A 21,585-nucleotide genomic window follows, 5' to 3' on the forward strand; every position below is an offset into this window, starting at 1 on the left:
ACTTTCAACGGAACTTCTTACGTCTAACGATTAAACCAAACAAAAAACCAAGTAAAATGAAACGTATATTATTATTGTTAGTAACCGCCTTTGTTGTACACACAGCATTTGCACAACAAGAAGTTATTCTTGACGACTCCACAGGAAACGTTAAAGTAGAAAAAAGTATATCCGAAGATGAAGCAATAAGCTGGACAGACACCCCGGATAGTGCTACCTCCAATTCGGAGAAAAGTAAGAAAAAGGCAAAAAGAGAGAAGAAAGTAGATGTATCGATGAATTTCGACGATAACAACCTGACATCCATCTTTGCTATAATTATGGTATTTGGATTCCCTATAGCCATTGTTTTTATCTCGCTTCATTACAAAAATAAAAACAGAAAGGAGAAATATAGGCTGATAGAAAAAGCATTAGAGTCGGGACAGCCCCTACCCGATAACTTTCTAAAAAGTGTTGATAAACACCTCAGTGACGACGCCTTACGCAGAAAAGGAATAGGGAATGTGTTTGCCGGTGCAGGAATCTTCGTCTTCCTTTGGGCGTTAACCGGACACTTTGGCGTAGCATGTGTAGGACTACTGGTTATGTTTACTGGATTCGGACAGGTGGTCATTTACTACACCGGGCAGAACAACAAATAATAAATGAGTCAGCTCAACGACATATCGTTGGTCGCACAGGTCGTGGTGTTCAAAAACACCAGGGCCTTCGACCAGTTAGTACATAAGTACCAATCGCAAATCAGACGTTTCTTTCAGAACCTGACATGCGGTGATATCGAATTGAGTGATGACTTAGCACAAGATACGTTCATAAAAGCATATACAAATCTGGGCTCGTTCAAGAACTTGTCCAGTTTTTCTACTTGGTTATACAGAATTGCATATAATGTTTTTTATGACTATATTCGCAGTAGAAAAGAAACAGCGGATTTTGATAGTCGCGAAATAGACAACATCCACCACACCGAACAAGAAAACATCGGTAGAAAAATGGATATCTATGAAGCGATGAAAACATTGAAAGAGATAGAGCGAAGCTGCATTACGCTTTTTTATATGGAAGATACTGCCATAGAAAAGATTGCAGAAATTGTAAATTGCCCGACGGGAACAGTTAAATCGCACCTGTCGAGAGGCAAAGAAAAGCTATCCGGTTACCTAAAACAAAACGGTTATGAAGGAAAATGATGATATATTGTTGAAGGAATTTTTCAACCAGAACAAGCAAGAGATTGAAGATAACGGTTTCTCTTCACGTGTCATGAAAAACTTGCCAGGACGCGAAAATAAAAGAATTGCACAAATACTAACCATACTTTGTGCTGTTGTTTCCATTCTTTTATTTATCCTCCTCGATGGTGTACAAAATATACTTGGAGCTTTGCAGCAGGCATTTATCAATATTGTACAACATGGCATTACCGCTATTGACATTACAACGTTGCTGGGCATTGCAACAGTAGTGGTCTATCTTGGATTCCAGAGAATTAATTCATACACCACCGAATAACCAAATAACCTAGAAACAGACAAAATTGCCAATATATAGAAGAATACTGTTCCTGCTGGTTTTACTAACAGGAACTATACAAGCGCAAACCACCCACGATTTTGCAACGGCGGTAAGCAAGGAAGCTCGACAAACGTCGAGCGATTCAGTTGTTATTGACTACCTCCGCCAAAGAGGCATTGCTACAACCACAAACAACGCCAGTAAAATACTTCCTGATGGTAAAACAAAATTCAACGACCTCTTTCAATCCGTCAGAGAAGCCAAACACCATATACACATGGAGTACTTCAATTTCAGGAATGATTCCATCGCTAACGCCTTGTTCGACCTGCTGGCAATCAAAGCAAACGAAGGAGTGCAAATTAGACTCCTGTTCGATGCATTTGGAAATTGGTCCAACAGCAAGCCATTAAAAAAGAAAGACATCAAAGCTGTGCGGGCAAAAGGAATAGATCTTCGTAAGTTTGATCCAATCAAGTTTCCATATATCAATCATGTTTTTCATCGCGACCACCGGAAAATAGTTATCATAGACGGAAGAATAGGCTATACAGGTGGCATGAATGTTGCTGATTATTACATTCACGGGTTACCCAAAATCGGAGAATGGAGAGATATGCACCTTCGACTGGAGGGTGATGCGGTAAAAGAATTACAACAAATATTTTTAAGTATTTGGAACAAAGTAAGCAAACAGAAGATCGAAGGGGAAGATTACTTCCCGGATATTGATTATAGCGAATACCCCAATCATCACGAAGCAATTGCCATTGTAGACAGAATTCCATGTGTTTCGCCCAAAATTATTCGTCGAACATACGCAAAGTCCATTGATGCGGCAGAGCATAAGATCCAAATCATCAATCCATATTTTGTTCCCACCAAGTCTATCAACAAAGCCCTCAAGAAAGCCATTGACCGTGGGGTAGATGTAGAAATTATGATATCAAGTAAATCGGATATATCCTTTACACCGGATGCTTCGCTCTATAAAAGTTGGCAACTATCCAAACGTGGCGCAGAAGTTTTTATGTACAACGGCGGATTTCATCATTCCAAAATCATGATGATAGACGACGCTTTCTGTACTATCGGGTCTACCAACCTGAACAGCCGAAGTCTGCGATGGGATTATGAAACAAATGCTTTTCTTTTTGACAAAGGAATTACAAAACAACTCACCACTATCTTTGAAGATGATAAGGAAGATAGCACTGTGTTGACCAAAGCCATCTGGAAAAAGAAGTCCAAATGGAAGAGATTCACCTGTTGGTTTGCCCATTTGTTTACTCCTTTCTTGTAAGTTTTATAAAAAAAAACGACCTTTGTGTTCTACAAAAAGAGATTCAAACCATGAAGCAATATTTAGATTTGTTAGATAGAGTCCTTGCAGAAGGTACACAAAAGGAAGATCGCACCGGCACAGGTACCATTAGTGTATTTGGTCATCAAATGCGCTTTGACATGTCGCAAGGATTTCCTTGTCTTACTACCAAAAAGCTACATCTAAAGTCCATCATACACGAATTACTCTGGTTCTTGCAAGGAGATACCAATGTTAAGTATCTGCAAGATAATGGCGTGCGCATTTGGAATGAATGGGCAGACGAAAACGGAGAGCTCGGACATGTTTATGGCTATCAATGGCGCTCATGGCCCGATTATCAAGGAGGACATATAGACCAAATCACAGAAGTGATAAATACAATTAAGAATAATCCGGATTCGCGCAGGATGCTGGTTAGTGCTTGGAATGTAGCGGATATAAATAACATGAACCTCCCACCCTGTCACATTTTCTTCCAGTTTTATGTGGCAAACGGTAAGTTGAGTTTGCAGCTATATCAGCGTAGCGCAGATATTTTTCTGGGAGTCCCTTTCAACATTGCATCGTATGCCTTGTTGTTGCAAATGGTTGCACAGGTTACCGGACTACAGGCTGGCGAATTCATTCATACATTTGGAGATGCACATATCTACCTCAATCATCTGGAGCAGGTAAAGCTACAGCTTACACGCACACCGCGATCATTGCCACAGATGATTATCAACCCGGAAGTGAAAGATATATTTAGCTTCAAGTTTGAGGATTTTGAATTAAAGGACTACGATCCACATCCGCATATAGCAGGAAAAGTTTCCGTATAATATAAACAAAAACGCCGCATACAGTAACATATGCGGCGTTTTGTGTTTTTTGGATATACTAATAATTCTCTTCCTCAAGCACAATCGGAATCTGTCGCCTGATTTCATTATGAAAAGATATCAGTGTTTCTGTGCGCGATAAACCAAGTGGCTGTAGCTTATCATGTATAATGCTTAACAAGTGATGGTTGTTACGAGCATATATCTTTATAAACATATCATATTTGCCAGTAGTATAATGACACTCTACTACCTCAGGTATTCTTTTAAGTGCCGCAATTACATCATTGAAGGACTCCGGCTCACGTAGATAAATACCGATATAGGCACAGGTTTCGTAGCCAATTTTCTCTGCATCAATGATATACTCCGATCCTTTCAGGATTCCTAGACTTGTTAGTTTCTGAACACGTTGATGAATAGCAGCACCCGATACATTGCATGCTCTTGCTACTTCCAAGAAAGGAATTCTTGCATTTCCCGCAATCATTTGCAGAATTTGCTCATCCAATTCGTCCAATTGATGGTATCCCATATATTAGCTTATTTCAAGTTTTCAATAATACAATATTCTATCAATCTTATATGACAAAGTTATGCAAATTTTCGGAACTTTTGCTACGAATTGATAGTTTCAACGCAAAAAAAGAAGTAATTGGAAGATAGATTCCCTATATTTGTAATAACAAAAAATATAAACCATGAAAAGGACAGTAGCCGTATTCTTCTTTATCAGTTTGTTTTTCGCCAGTATTAACGCACAAGTCTTTGAGGATTATTTCATCAACAAGACACTTAGAGTGGATTACATTTTCTCGGGTGATGCTACCAGCCAACATATTTCACTGAACGGATATAGTCAACTCCCCACGTGGGCGGGCAGAAAACATTACCTGGACAAATTACCATTGCTAGGCAACGGACAGATCACAATGACCGACAAAGCAAGCGGAACTTGCATCTACAAGACTTCTTTTTCCTCGCTTTTTCAAGAATGGCTCAGTACCCAGGAGGCACAGCAACTGGACAAAGCCTTCGAAAATACGTTCTTACTACCCTATCCACTGAAAGAGACAGAAATTGAAATAACACTATTGAATATGCGTCAAGAGGTGGTTGCATTGTTAAAGCATACCGTTCGACCAGATGATGTATTGATACACCGAAAGGGAAATAGCCACATTACACCATTCAAGTATTTGCTGAAAAATGGCGAAGAAGAACATTGCATCGATGTGGCTATTTTAGCCGAGGGGTATAGAGAAGAAGAAATGGATATTTTCTACCAAGATGCACAAATAGCATGCGAGAGTATTTTTGCACACGAACCATTTACCACGTTAAGAAATAAATTCAATATCATCGCAGTAGCCTCATCGTCAAAAAACAGTGGTGTAAGTGTTCCTGCGAAAGAGGATTGGAAGCAAACTGCTTTTGGTTCGCATTTTAGTACTTTCTATTCGGACAGATACCTCACTACACCCAATGTCAAAGCCATTCACGATGCACTTGCCGGCATTCCATACGAACACATCATCATACTTGCCAATACAACAGAGTATGGTGGAGGCGGCATATACAATGCTTACACCTTGACGACAGCGCATCATCAACATTTCAGACCAGTGGTAGTACACGAGTTCGGGCATAGCTTTGCTGGATTGGGCGATGAGTATTTTTATGAAAATGATGTCATGAGCGATATGTATCCGCTTGATGTAGAGCCATGGGAACAGAACATCAGCACATTGGTTCATTTTGAGTCCAAATGGAAAGACATGTTACAACAAGAAACCCCTATCCCCACCCTGGTTAACGACAAGCAAAAATACCCCATAGGCGTTTACGAAGGAGGAGGCTATGCTTCAAAAAACATCTATCGCCCGGCAGATGATTGTAGAATGCGCACAAACAGTTATCCATCATTTTGTAAGGTATGCCAACGAGCAATTAAACGAATTATTAGTTTTTACACAGAGTAGTATGATTAAATTAAAACAAATTACCACCAACGATAAAGAGTTATATAAGTATGGCGAGGAACTGATGACGCAATCATTCCCATCCGATGAGTATCGCGACCTGAACGAACTTCGTCAATATGTTGACTCATTGCAGCACTTTCATTATAACATTATATTGAACGATAATACCCCTATTGGTATTCTTACCTTCTGGAGCTTCGAGAAGTTTCATTATGTAGAGCATTTTGCCATCGATAGCAAACTAAGGAACGGAGGATACGGGCAAAAAGCAATCGCTCACCTGCTACAACAGCTAAATCACCCGGTAGTATTAGAGGTGGAGTACCCCGAAGATGAGATGTCTGAACGTAGAATAAATTTCTATCAAAGGCTTGGGTTTGAACTATGGAAAGAGGAGTACGTACAACCTCCCTATAAGCATGGTGCAAAACCACTCCCTATGTACGTAATGGTCCATGGCGATTTAGTAAATACAACAGATTTTGAACTGATAAAAGCCACTTTATACAAAGAAGTATATGGTGTAAATAAATAACTAAAACATCTGGATTTTTGGTAACAAAAAAAGGAGAGGCAAACCAATTACCTCTCCTTTTAGTTTTATGATATAACGTATTCTTACTGACGTAAGTTAGCAGAATAGTTAATTTTCAATGCATAAGATTGACGAAGCGCTTGCTTAATATCGGTTACGATACCCATCTTTGTTTCTTGGTCAATTTTCAATGACACAGTCATCAATGATGCATCTTCCTCAGTCATACTTGCTCTTTCCTGAAAGATATAATCTTGTATTTCAGAAACCTCAGCAAACTGGTCGTTCAACTGAATACGGCTTTCAGTACCCATTACTTTTTGCAATTCTTTAGTTGGTTTACCTACATATATAAATGTTACCAACGATTTCTTTTCCAACTTTTCTAACTCGGTAGCTGTTGGAGTTGTAAATTGCACTTTCAAGGTTACCTCACGCATTGTTGTTACAATCATAAAGAAGAACAACAAGGTAAAGATAAGGTCAGGTAACGAAGACGTGTTTAATTGGGGCATTTCACGTTTGCCCGTTTTATTAAATTTTGCCATTACTTACCTCCTCCGTAATTTTTAGGTTCTGCCTCAGAAATACGCTGAGGATAAATTTCACGAATTGCTTTTTGCCTATCTTCGTCTAGAGCATTGTAGTCTTTCTGCCACTTTTCTTGAGCTAGTTCATTTCTTAACTCATTGTAGGCAGCAACTACCTCATTCTGAACATCTATATAAGCTTGGTACAAAGTTCCACGGTCATTCTGTAATGATACAACGTGATTAAGTGTAACCATTGTTGACCCAAAGAAATTTACATCTTTAGCAATCTTCTCGGGCAACTTATCATCATTATATGGATTGGCTACAAATTCTTTCACGCGTTGTTTCAATTCGCCTACCTGAATATAATCATCGCCACACATCAAGTCACCACCGGCACTCAATAGGACAACAAGAATATTACGTCTCTTAATATCATCAATGGTTTCTTCTGTGTTGTCTTCCGGTGGAGGTGGCAAACGTCTTGCCAAACCTCTGTCGGTATCCATAGAAGTAGTTACCAAGAAGAAGATAAGAATGATAAAAGCGATGTCAGCTGTAGAACTTGAATTTACTTCAGGAACTTTCCTTTTGGTTCTTGCCATTATCTACACTATTTTTATTGAGTTACAACTCTACTATGAAAGTCTCTTTTTAATTCCACTGAAAAGCATTGCAACAACAGTGAATGTCATCAAGAAATAAAGAGAATAAAGGAACATATCGGTCATTTTCAAATAGAAAGGTACATTTTCCGAACCTTCATAACCTACAATCTCAAGTTCTTCTCCGCTACCCAGATTCCATGTTACTACAAGTAACAAGAAAAACAGGATTACGCCTAACAATGACTTGATTGCTCCCCAAGCATTGTCTTTCAATGCAGCACCAAATTGGAATATAGCAGCAACAAGCGTTACAACAATTGTAAATCCTAACAATCCATACAACAAATACAATAATGTATCAGTATGTTTAGGATTAGACATTTCATACACCAGCGGCTCTTCCATTTCACCGCCGAGGAAAAACATACCCAGCACTACCAAGATTGCAGCAAAGAGTGCATAGAGTACGTAATATGAAGCTCTATATGTTAACTTACTCATTTTCGATTACTTTTTGTATTTAAGATCGTATTTGATTACAAGGTCAAGCAATGTAACAGAAGAGTCTTCCATTTCACTTGTAATTGCTTCAATCTTAGAAAGGATAAAGTTGTAGAATATTTGAAGAATAATAGCAGCAACCAAACCGAAGATAGTTGTGATCAAAGCTACTTTCATACCACCAGCAACAACTGTTGGAGAAATATCACCTACTTGTTGGATTTTGTCAAACGCCATAACCATACCGATTACAGTTCCCAAGAATCCTAATGAAGGAGAAAGAGCGATAAACAGAGTGATCCAAGAGCAACCTTTTTCAAGGTAACCAGCTTGTACACCACCGTAAGAAACAACCGACTTTTCTACTACATCAATACCTTGATCTATTCTCATCAAGCCTTGGTAGTAAATTGAAGCAATTGGGCCTCTTGTATTTCTTGCCAAATCTTTAGCACCTTCTACATCACCTTTTTCCATTAATGCTTCGATAGCAGCAATGAACTTCTTCGAGTTGATTTCAGCTAAACTTAAATAAATAATTCTCTCAATACAGAATGCAAGTCCAATAACCAACGCAATAGCTACCAAACTCATGAATGAAGCGGTACCTTCAATAAACTTGATTTTGAGTTCTTTGTGAATACCACCGCTTACTACTTCTGTAGCTTGTTGTGCGGCATCTTGAGCCATAGCTAATTCTGTTGCGCCAAATAAAAGGACTCCCATTACAGCAACAATTGCAAATAACTTTTTCATTGTGTGTCTAATTTTTTAAGATTAATTAATTGATTATACTTATATTAAAATTGATTTATTATCTCTATTTCATTCTCCTTGCGGAGAGAGCGGGATTCGAACCCGCGATACGCTTTTGACGTATACACGCTTTCCAGGCGTGCCTCTTCAACCACTCGAGCATCTCTCCAATTCCTCATCACTTTCAAAAACGGACGCAAATTACAAAAAAAATGCGATGTGCAAACGTTTTGAGTTACAAATGTATCCTTTTTTTTCATCTAGGAGCATTTTATTCTCGTTTTATACAAAAATAAACCACAAAATTAATAAACTTTAAAACCTCAACAAAGCCGCTAACAGTTCAAAAGGCAAGCTCACCGAACACAGAAAGCGTATTCTTTTTTGTTTGCTCAGCAACTTCCGTCAAAGGCACCGAATACACCTCAGCGACTTTATGCAACACATATTGTAAGTAAGAACTCTCGTTTCTTTTCCCACGATAAGGGACTGGAGTTAAATAAGGAGCATCAGTTTCAAGGACTAATCGGTTCAATGGAACAGCTTCGCGTAATATATCTCTCAACGAAGAATTCTTAAACGTAACCACTCCATTTACTCCCAACATAAAGCGTTCAAAATCCAATAGTTTCAACGCATCCTTTTCTGTTCCGGTGAAACTATGAAATATTCCCCGCAACGGAGTATCCTTATATATTGAGATAACTTTGCAAACCTCATCATAGGCATCGCGCGTATGAACCACAATGGGCAAATCATACTCAAGTGCCAACTGGATTTGCTTCTCAAAGACATAAAGCTGCTCCTTTATATATGTTTTATCCCAATAAAGGTCTATTCCTATCTCACCTATACCTATATAGTTATGTTCTTTTTTCAAACAATCCTCCACCAAGGCTAGCTCTTTTTGATAAGTAGCCGACTCTACAGATGTAGGATGCAAGCCCATCATAGGAAAACAATAGTTCCTGTATGTGGCGCAAACGCCCAGCATAGGTTCAATGGTGGTACTATCTACGTTGGGCAGTAACACATAAGCAACTCCCGCCTGTTTGGCGCGTTCAATAACAGCAGGTAAATCTTCAGAAAATTCTTCTAAATAGAGATGGGAATGGGAATCAATAAAAGTCATAAAGCAGATTAAACAACTGGCTTCTCATTTGATCTATAATAATATATTACGCCATATTCACGACAAAGATCTAATCGTTTCTCGTTGGGGGTTACTTCCTCGAAGTTCTTTTCCACTTGATTCCATATATCCAGAATGATTCTATCAGCGTCATCGCGCATAGAGGCAAGTTCCGACAAACTACGATTAGTAATAGCTTGCAGATTCTTTTGCTTGTTGTAGCCGTCCATAAAGATATCGTAATGCACCCTGACTTTGGCGATAGTAGGATTATATATTGGAATCCCCCCAGCAGATATTCGCTGTTGTTCGCCAGCGATAACTTTCTTGCCCCACTCAGCTATTGCAGCTTCACTGGTTAGATCGGGCACATTATTATTATCTTCGGGCAACCCATACAGTTCTTTTGTCTTCTTTTTTATTTCCGAACGAACAACCGACATGTTCAGTACCTGAATGAAGTGTGAAAGGTACAAACGCGCCATCCGCACACTCGATTGATGCCTGTGGCTTGCCTTTGCCTGATTATCATAACACTCCTTATAATATGTCTGTGCTCCCTCAAAACGTTTCAGAAAGTTGCGCGCTTCCGTCAGCGTTTTCAAAGAGATAACCATGGTGTACATATCAGAAGCGCTCGCCCTATCTACAGCGGTCTGCAACGCCCGCAACCTCGCTTGGTCTGTATTTGGTAATCGTCTGTATGGCATTCTATTTTATTTTTCTCTATACATCAAATTATGTATAAGCTCCTGCAATTCTTTTTTCTTTTCGGGTGCAACAGAAACGCGATTCAATGCGGTAACTGCTTTTTCATAATAGAAATTCATTTTCTCCTCACAAAGTTCTTTTATGCCCACCTGGTTGTAGATTGCCGTAACAGCGGCAATCTTCTCTTGCGGATTAACTTGTTGCGCACCTATCCACTGGTTTAACTCCCGAAGTTGTTCGGGATTTGCACGTTCAAGAACATTAATAAGCATATATGTTTTCTTATCGCACAGGATATCTCCTCCAATATTCTTGCCAAACACAGCCGGATCGCCATATACATCCAGATAATCATCCTTCAATTGGAACGCCAGACCTACATTTATCCCGAACTCATACAACAAGTCGGCATCCTCCTGCGAGCTACCTCCTTGTATTGCTCCCATTTTCAGACTGGCGGCAAGCAACACAGCCGTCTTTAAGCGAATCATTTCTATGTATTCTTCTTCTTTGACGTCATTGCGCTGTTCAAAATCCACATCGTATTGTTGTCCTTCGCATATTTCTGTTGCGGTTGCACTAAATAAGTCCAACACCTGCTTCAAGTAGTGAACAGGACAAGCTGCAATATATTGATATGCCAACACCAGCATCAAATCGCCCGATAGGATTGCGGTATTATCATCCCACACCTTATGTACAGTCTTTCTGCCGCGGCGCATATCCGCCCTATCCATAAGGTCGTCATGAAGCAATGTGTAATTATGAAATATTTCGATACCGGCAGCCGGAGCATATACTTCTTCTACCTTATCTTTATAAAGATTATATGCCATAAGCATCAACACCGGACGAATACGTTTTCCACCTGCTGCCAATATATATTCAATCGGCTCGTAAAGTCCTTTTGGTGCTTTCACTATCTGCATAGCCGAAAAGTATGCATTTATCTGCTCCTGTAATTGTATTGTTGTAAACATAGGCGCTAATATAGTGATAAAAATTCAAATCAAAAAAAAAGGTTGCTAAAAGCAACCTTTTCTATTCATTTATTACATTTTACTGCAATCTAAATCTTACTGGCACAGTGTATTTTACACGTACTGCCTTACCTCTTTGCATACCGGGTTTCCACTTAGGCATGGTCTTAATTACGCGCATAGCTTCTTTATCCAAGTAAGGGTCTACACCACGTAATACAACCGGATCTACTACAGAACCGTCGCGATTAACAACGAACTGAATAGTAACCGTACCTTGCGTTCCGTTTTCTGCTGCGATAGAAGGGTACTTAATGTTTTTGCTGAGGAAGCTCATCAAAGCCGACATACCACCCGGGAACTCGGGAGACTGTTCTACAACTTCAAAGATTTCATCTTCATTAACTTCTTCTTCTACAACAACAGGAGCTACGTACTTAACCTCCACTTTTTCGCCCGTATCTTCCGACTGAATCTGAACATTGCTTTCAACTTCTACGTCGTCTTCCACAATATTGAGGGTTTCAGCCGCTTGGGGCACCTCTGGGGGTGGTGGCGGTGGCTGTACTTCTTGAACTGTTATAGGAACGATTTCCTCCTCGAATACATGCTCAGTCAATGCCTGGCTTGTATCAATTACCTTGTCTCTTTCAGACCATTCGAAAGCAACGAACATAAAGGCAAGTACCATTACATAGCCTAACAATAGCCACGTAAATCTCTTTCCTTCAAGATCTGCTTTAGGTGATTTTTTAACTTCCATGATATTATTTATTAAAATAAAAAATGTGTCTCTCTTTTTGGCAAATATAATCTTAATATTAATATAGGTGCCAATATGGAACTCTTTTTCATACAAAACGCATGTTTTTTGTATTTTTTAAAGCTTCCTGCACGCCAAAAGCGCAATTTCTACGTTAGCTTATTCAGCAAAGAGTGCGCAAATATAATTCAGTTATTTTAATAAAGCGTATATTTGACGCGAATTTTAATCAAAATGATAAAAAATAGTTTTCTATTATTTCTGCTTTTACTAATGGTGTTTCCTGCAACCGCGCAGAACAGTAACAAGGTATTTCACTTTTTAGAATTACCGGTTTCGGCGCGTGCCGCTGCGCTGGGAGGAGAGAATATATCCATTGTTGAAGATGACCTGACGATGGCGGTACACAACCCGGCACTCCTTTCGTACGTTAGCAACAAAAGCCTTAACCTCAACTATATGAGCTACATAGAGGGCGCCAAAGTAGGAAGCGCTGCTTATTCCCGTTTGTTAGGAACACGCTCTGCGTGGGCTGTTACCGCACAGTATATGGATTACGGAAAGATGTACGAAACAAATGACGAGAGCACCATACTGGGAGAATTTTCGGCAAAAGACATTGCTATTGCAGGTATCTACTCATACGATCTGAGCGACTATTGGAGCGGCGGTGTAAAAATAAACCTTATTTATGCCGACTATCACGAATACAACTCGTTTGCCATCGGTAGCGACTTAGGGCTGAACTACCTCAACGAAGATAAAGGTTTCTCTTTCTCTATGGTTGTACGCAATCTTGGCGGACAGATAAAAACATTCGAAGACAAGAACGAAAGTCTGCCCGTTAACGTTCAGGTTGGCGTCAGTCAAGCGTTTGCGCACGCACCTTTCCGCATATCACTCACATTGAATAAACTGAATGACTGGGATGGGGCGGTAAACAAGAAGCTTGCCAACCATGTTATTATAGGAGCAGATTTTCTGCCTACAAACAATTTATATGTATCACTGGGATATAATTTTGGGCGAGCAGACGAAATGAAAATCAAAGACTCGGCTCATGGAGCAGGGTTTTCGGTAGGTGCAGGCATCCAGGTAAAGCGATTTAAGCTGGGCATGGCGTATGCCAAGTACCACACTTCGGCTTCTTCCTTATTATTTAACTTAGCAATGGTGTTGTAGTATAACACTCTATTTGAACAGATGAAAAAAATAACAATCGCAATAGACGGCTTTTCCTCCAGCGGAAAAAGTACCATGGCAAAAGACCTGGCAAAAGAAATAGGCTACATTTACATAGATAGTGGCGCTATGTATCGTGCTGTAACATTATACAGTATAGAACATGGAATTTTTGACGGTGAACAAATGAACGCCGAGGAGCTGAAGAAGCAAATGAACAACATTCACATCTCATTCCAAGTCAATGCCCAAACACAGCGTCCGGACACTTACCTGAACGGTGTAAATGTAGAAGGTCGCATACGCAGTATGGAGGTATCGGCAAAGGTTAGTCCCATTGCCACACTGGATTTTGTACGCGAAGCCATGGTAGCGCAACAACAAGAGATGGGCAAAGCCAAAGGCATTGTGATGGATGGCAGAGACATTGGCACTACGGTCTTTCCCGACGCCGAACTGAAGATATTCGTAACAGCCTCGCCCGAAACACGCGCGCAAAGACGCTTCGACGAGCTTACTGCCAAAGGACAACAAGTGAGTTACGAAGAGATTCTGGCAAATGTAAAAGAGCGCGACCATATAGACCAAAGTCGTGACGTTAGTCCGCTTCGTAAGGCAGACGACGCCATAGAACTCGACAACAGCCACATGAGCATCGCCGAACAAAAGGAGTGGCTCATGCAAGCTTTCCGAAGAGCAACCAATACCTCGTTATAATAACATCGTGGCACATACTATCAAGGTAGAAATAGACAAAGGGTCGGGGTTTTGTTTTGGTGTAGTCAAAGCCATCAACAAAGCAGAAGAAGAACTGGCAAAAGGCAATATACTTTATTGCCTTGGCGACATTGTGCACAACAGTCGCGAGGTGGAGCGTCTGAAAGAGCTTGGGCTTATCACCATTAATCACGAAGAGTTTAAAAAGCTTCGTCACGCCAAGGTATTACTCCGCGCGCACGGCGAGCCACCCGAAACATACGCGATTGCCCGCAAGAACGATATTGAAATTATTGACGCCACCTGCCCCGTAGTGCTGCAACTGCAAAACAAAATCAAACAAGAATTTATTGGAGAGAGCAGTAAAGAAAAGCAAATCGTTATTTACGGCAAAAAGGGTCATGCCGAAGTGCTTGGACTGGTAGGGCAAACCGAGAGCAAAGCTATTGTGATAGAAAGGCCCGAAGAGATAGAAAAACTCGACTTCACAAAAGATATCCGTTTATACTCGCAAACCACCAAATCGCTTGATGAGTTTCGCGAAATAGTAAAAAGCATCCAAGCACGTATTTCGCCTGCGGCAACATTCCAATACTACGACACCATCTGTCGCCAAGTAGCCAACCGCATGCCTAATATCCGCAATTTTGCTGCCTCGCACGACTTGGTGTTCTTCGTTAGCGGTAAGAAAAGTTCGAATGGTAAAATGCTGTTTGACGAGTGTCTTAAAGTCAACAAAAACACTTACTTGGTAGATAACAAAGACGAAATTGACGTTTCGTTACTCAAGAATGTACAATCCATAGGAATATGCGGAGCCACGTCCACCCCCAAATGGTTGATGGAGGAAATATATCAGTATATTACATCTTTGCTACAATAAAGAACAAATTATCCTAAAATAGCTCCTATTTTAGTCAATTAGCGTTTAATAAACCCGTGTTTTTTGTCTTTTACGTATCTTTGCGCGTTATAAAATAGAACGATTGTATGGGAATAATAAAATGTATAGGGATACTCACTTCGGGAGGAGACGCCCCCGGTATGAACGCAGCTATACGTGCGGTAACACGCGCGGCTATCTACAACGGACTCCGTGTTAAAGGTATATACAGAGGATACAAAGGACTCGTCACCAATGAAATAGTAGAATTCAAAAGCCAGAACGTAAGTAACATCATTCAGTTGGGAGGAACTATACTGAAGACTGCCCGCTGCAAAGAATTCACCACCCCCGAAGGACGTAAGCTGGCATACGAAAACATGAAGGCACAAGAAATTGATGCACTCGTTGTTATTGGAGGAGATGGCTCCTTAACCGGCGCCCGCATCTTCGCGCAAGAGTTTGATGTTCCTTGTATCGGACTGCCCGGCACCATCGACAATGACCTGTTTGGTACCGACACGACCATTGGATATGACACCGCACTCAATACCATTCTGGATGCCGTAGATAAAATTCGCGACACAGCAACCTCGCACGAACGACTCTTCTTTGTTGAAGTAATGGGACGTGACGCAGGATTCCTTGCCTTGAATGGTGCCATTGCCGCAGGAGCCGAAGCCGCTATCATTCCCGAATTCAGCACGGAAGTAGACCAACTGGAAGAATTTATCAAGAACGGTTTCCGCAAATCCAAAAACAGCAGCATTGTGCTCGTTGCCGAAAGTGAGTTAACCGGAGGAGCCATGCACTATGCCGAACGTGTGAAGAATGAGTACCCGGGCTACGACGTACGTGTTACTATCCTTGGACATCTGCAACGTGGAGGAAGCCCCACTGCACACGACCGCATCTTAGCCAGTCGCTTGGGCTGTGCTGCCGTAGATGCCATTATGGAAGACCAGCGAAACGTAATGATAGGTGTAGAGAACAACGAAATTGTTTACGTTCCATTCTCCAAAGCTATTAAAAACGACAAACCCATCAACCGCGACCTCGTTAATGTGTTGCGGGAGCTATCCATTTAGTCCGATAATTTCTTAATTTTTTAGAGTAAGCGCTGAAAGCGGTATATGATACCAGATTGATACATTCGCACGTTTGTACATTCGTATGTTTGCACATTTGCACATTCGTATGTTTGTGCGTTTGTACGTTTGCACATTTGCACATTTGCATGTTTGTATGTTTGTATGTTGGTACATTCGTATGTTGGTATATTCGTATGTTTGTACATTCGTATGTTTGTACGTTTGTGCGTTTACCACTTGCCATAGCGCTGAAGGCGCGGCATACTTAGCCTAGGGTGAGCAAGCGAAGCGCGCGTAACCCTAGGTTTAGAACAGGCGCACAGGATTAAGCTCTGAAAGAGCGACACAATAATTAATCCGTCCACAAATATTTTTCATCATATTCTATTCCATATTCCTTCAGAAACACAATGTATTCCTCCTGGAACGTACGTTGTTTATGGTGCTCCTCCTGATTTTTGATATACGTAGCTGTGGCTTCGCGCACTGATTGGCTAACAGAAAAACCTGCGTATCCTTTTTGCCATTCAAAGTTACGGTAGTATGGTTTAAGGTCCTTCATCCATTTGCTACTGGCGGTCTTTATGGTTCTCACAAACTCTGCTAACGCCATGTTTTTTGAGAGAATACACAAAACGTGTATATGGTCGGGCATTCCATTAATACAGATAGGGATAGAACCTGTTTTTGATATTACACCTGCGATATAGGCGCAAAGTTCATTTTTATCAGTTGGATATATACGGTTGTCGCCTTTCGTGTGGTAGATGATGTGGACATATAGTTGGGATAGGGATTGAGACATAATTTAATCGTTTTTGGGTTGGGGGTGTAAATGTACGTAATAAGTTTGAATTTTGTGCCGCTCTTTCAGAGCTTGTTCCTGTGTGTCTTTCTAAACCTAGGGTTACGCGCGCTTTGCTCGCTCACCCTAGGCTAAATATGTCGCGCTTTCAGCGCTATATGATACTATATTGATACATTCGTATGTTTGCATTTTTGTATGTTAGTACATTCGTATGTTTGTACGTTTGCACATTCGCACGTTTGTACGTTTGCATGTTTGCACATTCGCATGTTTGTACATTTGCATTTTTGTATGTTGGTACATTCGTATGTTTGTACATTCGTACGTTTGCATATTCGTATGTTTGTACATTCGTATGTTTGTACGTTTGTACATTCGCATGTTTGTACGTTTGCATTTTTGTATGTTGGTACATTCGTACGTTTGTATGTTTGCATTTTTGTACATTCGCACGTTTGCACATTCGCATTTTCGTATGTTGGTACATTCGTATGTTTGTGCGTTTACCACTTGCCATAGCGCTGAAGGCGCGGCATATTTAGCCTAGGGTGAGCAAGCGAAGCGCGCGTAACCCTAGGTTTAGAACAGACACACAGGATTAAGCTCTGAAAGAGCGGCACAATATGAGCAAATAGCAAGGTGCCTATGGAAATTTATGCCATAAGCATCTTCCCCGCGAGACTATGGCTCAAAGGTCGTGAGCCATAGTCTCGCGACCCAAATGCCTATAGCATTCGGTGCTCGTGCCATAGGCAGATTGAAACAAACAAATACCCCCATTAATTTGCAGAAAACTAAAATAAACGGTAAACTTGCAACAACAATGAGCAACAAGAATCCTATAGGAAGAACCACTACCGAAGCCGACTTGCAGCACCAACTCACGCTGCTACGCATGGAGTATGAATATGAAAAGGAAGAGTTCAAGCGGCAAACCATCACAATGGGTATTGAACGAAAAATCAAACGAGGATTCTGTTGGTACCCCATCAAGCAGGAACGGAGCTACTACAACTCCATGAACCTCTTGGCACTCGAAATAACAAGACAGGCAGACAAAGAGATAGAACACGTCTTTGAATATGGAAAGCCCATCTGTTTCTTCACACAAAGCCCAGCGGGCGACATACGATATTTTAACTTCACCGCACAAGTAAGCTATGTAGACGAAGACCGTATGGTAGTTATCTTGCCAACAACACAAGCATTGGCAGAGCTGCAAGTGAGCGAACGCATCGGTATCCAACTCTACTTTGATGAAACAAGCTACCGCACCATGTTCGAAGCAATGGCAGATGTTATCCGCGCCAAAGGCAATCGTCTGGCAGAACTACGCGAAATATTAATCGGAACACAAGCCCCACGCTGGCGCGAATTCTTCCCGATACGTTTTCCGTGGCTGAATGCTACACAAGAGGCGGCAGTCAACAAGGTGGTGTGCGCTAAAGATGTAATGGTAGTGCACGGTCCTCCGGGAACCGGTAAGACAACTACATTGGTCGAAGCCATCTACGAAACTCTGCATCGCGAACATCAAGTATTGGTTTGCGCACAGAGCAATATGGCAGTAGACTGGATTTCGGAGAAGCTGGTAGACAGAGGCGTACCGGTACTACGCATTGGTAACCCTACACGGGTAAACGACAAAATGCTCTCCTTTACATACGAGAGGCAATTCGAAAGCCATCCCGCTTACTCCGACTTGTGGAACATACGCAAATCTATCCGTGAGATGCAAAGCAAAATGCGTGGTGGCAGTTATTCCGAAAGAGAAGGTGCGCGCAGTCGCATGAGCCGACTCAAGGAACGCTCCGTAGAATTGGAAATACGTATTAACGAAGACCTCTTTGCACAAGCACGAGTCATATCGTCCACATTGGTAAGCTCTAACCATAGAATACTTAATGGGCGGAAGTTCCCCACTCTTTTCATTGACGAAGCCGCCCAAGCATTGGAAGCAGCCTGCTGGATTGCCATTCGCAAAGCCAGTCGCGTAGTGCTTGCCGGAGATCATCAGCAGCTACCCCCAACCATTAAGTGTTACGATGCCGAACGCGAAGGACTAAGCAAAACCCTCTTGGAGAAAATAGCCACACGCAAACCCTCTGCCGTATCGCTATTACAGGTGCAATACAGGATGAACGAAGCCATTATGCAATTCTCCTCCAACTGGTTTTACAACGGAAAGTTACAAGCCGCCCCCGAAGTACAGCATCGCAGCATCCTCGACTATGACACACCCATGACGTGGATAGACACTGCCGACAGTGAGTTCCGCGAAGAATTTGTCGGCGAGAGCTTCGGACGTATCAACAAGCAGGAGGCAAACCTTTGTCTGGAGAAGCTCAAGGAATACATTCAGCGCATTGGCGAAGAACGCATACTCAACGAACGGATAGACTTCGGAATCATCTCGCCCTACAAAGCACAAGTGCAATACTTACGCAAGAAAGTAAAAGAGAGTAACTTCTTCCGTAAATTCCGCCAAGTTATTACCATCAACACAGTAGATGGCTTTCAGGGGCAAGAGCGCGACGTAATCTTCATCAGCCTTGTGCGTGCCAACGAAAACGGACAAATAGGTTTCCTGAATGATTTACGAAGAATGAACGTAGCCATTACGCGTGCCCGTATGAAGTTAGTCGTATTGGGAGATAGCACCACGCTGAGTAAACACCCGTTTTACAAGAAGCTATACGAATACATGACCACCACAACCCCTTTGTAATTAAAGTAGGGAGATTTTTACGCGTAGAAACAATTAGCAATAGCTTTTCCCTACATTTATTCAATTCTTTTTGTATATTGCACAACATATTTTTTAGAAACACATAATTAAAGCAACATGGAAGTTAGCAAAAGATTAATCAGCACGATTGCAATCGTAGGTTTATTGGCGATTTTGGCATTCTCCAGTTTCTACACAATCAACACCGGCGAACGCGGAGTAGTGTTACGTTTAGGTAAATTGGAAGGCGTAGTAGGCGAAGGTCTACACATGAAGGTTCCGTTCATGGACGATATACAGATATTGTCTATTCGCGACCGCAACCTCACACTTAATACCGAAGTTTCTTCGAGCGATATTCAAACCATTGCCGTAGAGGTTGGAATGGTATATTCACTCGATCCCATGAAAGTTGGAACTGTATATCAAACGTATGCCGAGCACATAGAGAATACATTGATACGCCCCACACTTGCCGAAAAAATCAATGCTATCATTGCAGAGTATCCTATTGAGGCTTTTGTAGAAAAAAGAGCAGAGATATCCAACCGTATCCGCACTACCTTCGCCGACCAGATTCAAGGGAACGGTGTATTAGTAAAAACATTGCTGATTACCAACCATGATTTTAGCGATGAATTCAACAAAGCAATTGAAGATAAGAAAATTGCCGAACAAGGCGCATTAGCCGCACGCTTTACATTGGAGCGTATGAAGCTGGAAGCCGAAGCGCAAATGATTAAGCAAGCATCACTCTCGCCATTGGTAATTCAAGAAATGGCTATAAATAAATGGGATGGTAAAATGCCGCAATACTTCAGCGGTAGCCAGTTGCCTTTCATTACTATAAAATAGGGTTTAGCGGCTTGGCAAACCTGTGGGCTGAAAGCTGAAAGCCTGACATACTTAGCCTAGGGTAAACCTGTGATTAATGAAGGCTGAAAGCCTGACATACTTAGCCTAGGGTCAGGGAGTGAAGCGAGTGCAGCCCTGGGGCTTGGGGATGCATAATTTGGAATTGAGCTCTGCAAGAGCGACACAAAGAAAACAGTGCCGCTCTTACAGAGCTCAAATTCCTTTTGACGGATTCAAAACCTAGGGTTACGTTCGTTTCACTCCCTGACCCTAGGCTAAGTATGTCGCGCTTTCAGCGCTTTTTTGTGATACATCCCACCTTACCATTCCACCTTGCGATTCCACCTTACCATTCTATTTTTATCTGCTCCTGCCTAAAGGAATATGCGCCAAAATACCCCAACGCACCTCCTTTAATATTACTTGTAGGGTTTGCCAACGAGTTATCAATCATATACAATGTTTCAAAATACTTGTAGGTTGCTTTGTCCATACATTGCATCTCAACGGTAATGACATCGCCATTTTCTATGGGGTCATCATCATCGGGGTCGTTGATAAGCTCTAACATGAGGGGGTTGTGAATTACATTACCGTCGATAAACTCTGTAGACAGCAAACTTTTCTCCAGGTTCTCCCAATTGCCGTTAATAGCAAATACGAAGCGGTAATATTGGTTCTCCTCACCCACCGGGTCGGCAAAGTGAATCATAGGTTCGTCATAATCGTGCATCAGGAAGTGCCATTGCGTAAGTGAATCGATAGCTACCGCAGGTGGCATGGTAGAGGTTGCGGTATATTCCGCACCTTCATGAAGAACAGTAAGATTGTAGGTTCTCCGTTCTACCCCAACAATAGTAGTGGCTAAATACTTACCCGAAGCATCGGTCGTAAGTTGTTCTCTATTGCCGGCATCATCGGCTATGGTTACAATAGCATCGGTAATAGGAGTGTAAGTATTGTCGTCATTGAAATCTTTCGTTTTAGTAATGCGAACTTCGGCAGGAAAGCCTTGTTTAACGACCCCTTCTATTACCAATTCGGGGGTTACCGAACGCAAGTTTACATCAATAATATCTTCGCAAGAAACAAAGGAAACTATAAGCAACAGGGCAATTATATTAGCAAATAAATATTTCATTGTCATATCA

25 protein-coding genes and 1 tRNA gene are annotated in these 21,585 nt (G+C 41.4%); 13 read left to right on the forward strand and 13 right to left on the reverse strand.

What is annotated here, in order from left to right; all coding sequences use genetic code 11:
- Positions 1-56: 56 nt before the first annotated feature.
- Genes D0T50_RS10800 through D0T50_RS10820 form a run of 5 tightly spaced genes read left to right on the forward strand, consistent with a single transcriptional unit; the run spans position 57 to position 3,666 of the window.
- A complete protein-coding gene (locus D0T50_RS10800) occupies positions 57-644 on the forward strand; it encodes a DUF6249 domain-containing protein (protein WP_163223539.1) in 588 nt (195 codons plus the stop codon).
- 3 nt (positions 645-647) lie between these two features.
- Positions 648-1,193 (forward strand): RNA polymerase sigma factor, encoded by a 546-nt coding sequence (locus D0T50_RS10805; protein WP_163223540.1) that lies wholly within the window; start codon positions 648-650, stop codon positions 1,191-1,193.
- Complete coding sequence (locus D0T50_RS10810) at positions 1,180-1,515, forward strand: DUF5056 domain-containing protein (protein WP_163223541.1); 336 nt, start codon at positions 1,180-1,182, stop codon at positions 1,513-1,515. Before D0T50_RS10805 ends, D0T50_RS10810 begins: the two co-directional genes overlap by 14 nt.
- A 31-nt stretch (positions 1,516-1,546) precedes the next feature.
- A complete protein-coding gene (gene cls / locus D0T50_RS10815) occupies positions 1,547-2,821 on the forward strand; it encodes a cardiolipin synthase (protein WP_163223581.1) in 1,275 nt (424 codons plus the stop codon).
- Between the two features lie 50 nt (positions 2,822-2,871).
- Entirely contained in the window at positions 2,872-3,666 is a 795-nt protein-coding gene (locus D0T50_RS10820) for a thymidylate synthase (protein WP_163223542.1), read from the forward strand.
- Positions 3,667-3,724: 58 nt separating this feature from the next.
- On the opposite strand, the gene D0T50_RS10825 is transcribed toward D0T50_RS10820, so the two are convergent.
- The gene (locus D0T50_RS10825; RefSeq protein WP_163223543.1) at positions 3,725-4,201 is read right to left on the reverse strand and encodes an Lrp/AsnC family transcriptional regulator; all 477 of its coding nucleotides are present in this window, start codon (positions 4,199-4,201) and stop codon (positions 3,725-3,727) included.
- A 166-nt stretch (positions 4,202-4,367) separates the two neighbouring features.
- Here D0T50_RS10825 and D0T50_RS10830 point away from each other — a divergent pair, with 166 nt between their 5' ends.
- Complete coding sequence (locus D0T50_RS10830; protein WP_163223544.1) at positions 4,368-5,648, forward strand: M64 family metallopeptidase; 1,281 nt, start codon at positions 4,368-4,370, stop codon at positions 5,646-5,648.
- 1 nt (position 5,649) lies between these two features.
- On the forward strand, positions 5,650-6,186 hold the full coding sequence (locus D0T50_RS10835; RefSeq protein ID WP_163223545.1) for a GNAT family N-acetyltransferase: 537 nt from the start codon (positions 5,650-5,652) through the stop codon (positions 6,184-6,186).
- 83 nt (positions 6,187-6,269) lie between these two features.
- Here the strand turns inward: D0T50_RS10835 and D0T50_RS10840 are convergent, their stop codons facing one another.
- The 9 genes from D0T50_RS10840 to D0T50_RS10880 form a co-directional block, all read right to left on the reverse strand.
- Positions 6,270-6,734 (reverse strand): biopolymer transporter ExbD, encoded by a 465-nt coding sequence (locus D0T50_RS10840; RefSeq protein WP_163223546.1) that lies wholly within the window; start codon positions 6,732-6,734, stop codon positions 6,270-6,272.
- Positions 6,734-7,324, reverse strand: coding sequence for a biopolymer transporter ExbD (locus D0T50_RS10845; RefSeq protein ID WP_163223547.1), 591 nt, complete (start codon positions 7,322-7,324; stop codon positions 6,734-6,736). Before D0T50_RS10845 ends, D0T50_RS10840 begins: the two co-directional genes overlap by 1 nt.
- Positions 7,325-7,357: 33 nt before the next feature.
- Entirely contained in the window at positions 7,358-7,828 is a 471-nt protein-coding gene (locus D0T50_RS10850) for a hypothetical protein (protein ID WP_163223548.1), read from the reverse strand.
- Between the two features lie 6 nt (positions 7,829-7,834).
- Positions 7,835-8,584: a MotA/TolQ/ExbB proton channel family protein gene (locus D0T50_RS10855; RefSeq protein ID WP_163223549.1), complete on the reverse strand. Its 750-nt coding sequence runs from the start codon at positions 8,582-8,584 to the stop codon at positions 7,835-7,837.
- A gap of 81 nt (positions 8,585-8,665) precedes the next feature.
- Positions 8,666-8,753: transfer RNA gene (locus D0T50_RS10860), tRNA-Ser, on the reverse strand.
- 174 nt (positions 8,754-8,927) lie between these two features.
- Positions 8,928-9,716 carry a TatD family hydrolase gene (locus tag D0T50_RS10865; protein ID WP_163223550.1) on the reverse strand — a complete coding sequence of 263 codons (789 nt, stop codon included), beginning with the start codon at positions 9,714-9,716 and terminating at the stop codon, positions 8,928-8,930.
- 8 nt (positions 9,717-9,724) lie between these two features.
- Positions 9,725-10,426, reverse strand: a complete 702-nt coding sequence (locus D0T50_RS10870) for a hypothetical protein (RefSeq protein WP_163223551.1) — start codon at positions 10,424-10,426, stop codon at positions 9,725-9,727.
- A gap of 6 nt (positions 10,427-10,432) precedes the next feature.
- Positions 10,433-11,407 carry a polyprenyl synthetase family protein gene (locus D0T50_RS10875; protein WP_163223552.1) on the reverse strand — a complete coding sequence of 325 codons (975 nt, stop codon included), beginning with the start codon at positions 11,405-11,407 and terminating at the stop codon, positions 10,433-10,435.
- Between the two features lie 79 nt (positions 11,408-11,486).
- Complete coding sequence (locus tag D0T50_RS10880) at positions 11,487-12,170, reverse strand: energy transducer TonB (RefSeq protein ID WP_163223553.1); 684 nt, start codon at positions 12,168-12,170, stop codon at positions 11,487-11,489.
- Positions 12,171-12,404: 234 nt separating this feature from the next.
- On the opposite strand from D0T50_RS10880, the gene porQ reads away from it, so the two are divergent.
- The 4 genes from porQ to pfkA all read left to right on the forward strand — a co-directional run bounded on the left by porQ (position 12,405) and on the right by pfkA (position 16,040).
- On the forward strand, positions 12,405-13,352 hold the full coding sequence (porQ, locus tag D0T50_RS10885; protein WP_163223554.1) for a type IX secretion system protein PorQ: 948 nt from the start codon (positions 12,405-12,407) through the stop codon (positions 13,350-13,352).
- A 21-nt stretch (positions 13,353-13,373) separates the two neighbouring features.
- Positions 13,374-14,069, forward strand: coding sequence for a (d)CMP kinase (gene cmk, locus D0T50_RS10890; RefSeq protein WP_163223555.1), 696 nt, complete (start codon positions 13,374-13,376; stop codon positions 14,067-14,069).
- Between the two features lie 7 nt (positions 14,070-14,076).
- Positions 14,077-14,952 (forward strand): 4-hydroxy-3-methylbut-2-enyl diphosphate reductase, encoded by an 876-nt coding sequence (locus D0T50_RS10895; protein ID WP_370520907.1) that lies wholly within the window; start codon positions 14,077-14,079, stop codon positions 14,950-14,952.
- 107 nt (positions 14,953-15,059) lie between these two features.
- Positions 15,060-16,040, forward strand: coding sequence for a 6-phosphofructokinase (gene pfkA / locus D0T50_RS10900; RefSeq protein WP_163223556.1), 981 nt, complete (start codon positions 15,060-15,062; stop codon positions 16,038-16,040).
- A gap of 355 nt (positions 16,041-16,395) precedes the next feature.
- Here the strand turns inward: pfkA and D0T50_RS10905 are convergent, their stop codons facing one another.
- Positions 16,396-16,848: a transposase gene (locus tag D0T50_RS10905; RefSeq protein WP_163223557.1), complete on the reverse strand. Its 453-nt coding sequence runs from the start codon at positions 16,846-16,848 to the stop codon at positions 16,396-16,398.
- A gap of 154 nt (positions 16,849-17,002) precedes the next feature.
- On the reverse strand, positions 17,003-17,266 hold the full coding sequence (locus D0T50_RS10910; protein ID WP_163223558.1) for a hypothetical protein: 264 nt from the start codon (positions 17,264-17,266) through the stop codon (positions 17,003-17,005).
- A gap of 408 nt (positions 17,267-17,674) precedes the next feature.
- Between D0T50_RS10910 and D0T50_RS10915 the strand changes: the two genes are divergently transcribed.
- Positions 17,675-19,579 (forward strand): AAA domain-containing protein, encoded by a 1,905-nt coding sequence (locus tag D0T50_RS10915; protein WP_163223583.1) that lies wholly within the window; start codon positions 17,675-17,677, stop codon positions 19,577-19,579.
- A 117-nt stretch (positions 19,580-19,696) separates the two neighbouring features.
- Positions 19,697-20,434: a prohibitin family protein gene (locus tag D0T50_RS10920; protein ID WP_163223559.1), complete on the forward strand. Its 738-nt coding sequence runs from the start codon at positions 19,697-19,699 to the stop codon at positions 20,432-20,434.
- Positions 20,435-20,780: 346 nt separating this feature from the next.
- Here the strand turns inward: D0T50_RS10920 and D0T50_RS10925 are convergent, their stop codons facing one another.
- Positions 20,781-21,575 (reverse strand): DUF4249 domain-containing protein, encoded by a 795-nt coding sequence (locus tag D0T50_RS10925; protein ID WP_239058255.1) that lies wholly within the window; start codon positions 21,573-21,575, stop codon positions 20,781-20,783.
- Positions 21,576-21,585 lie beyond the last annotated feature (10 nt).

Origin of the sequence: Bacteroides sp. 214 (genome assembly GCF_010501015.1) — a bacterium.
Lineage (GTDB): Bacteria > Bacteroidota > Bacteroidia > Bacteroidales > Bacteroidaceae > Bacteroides.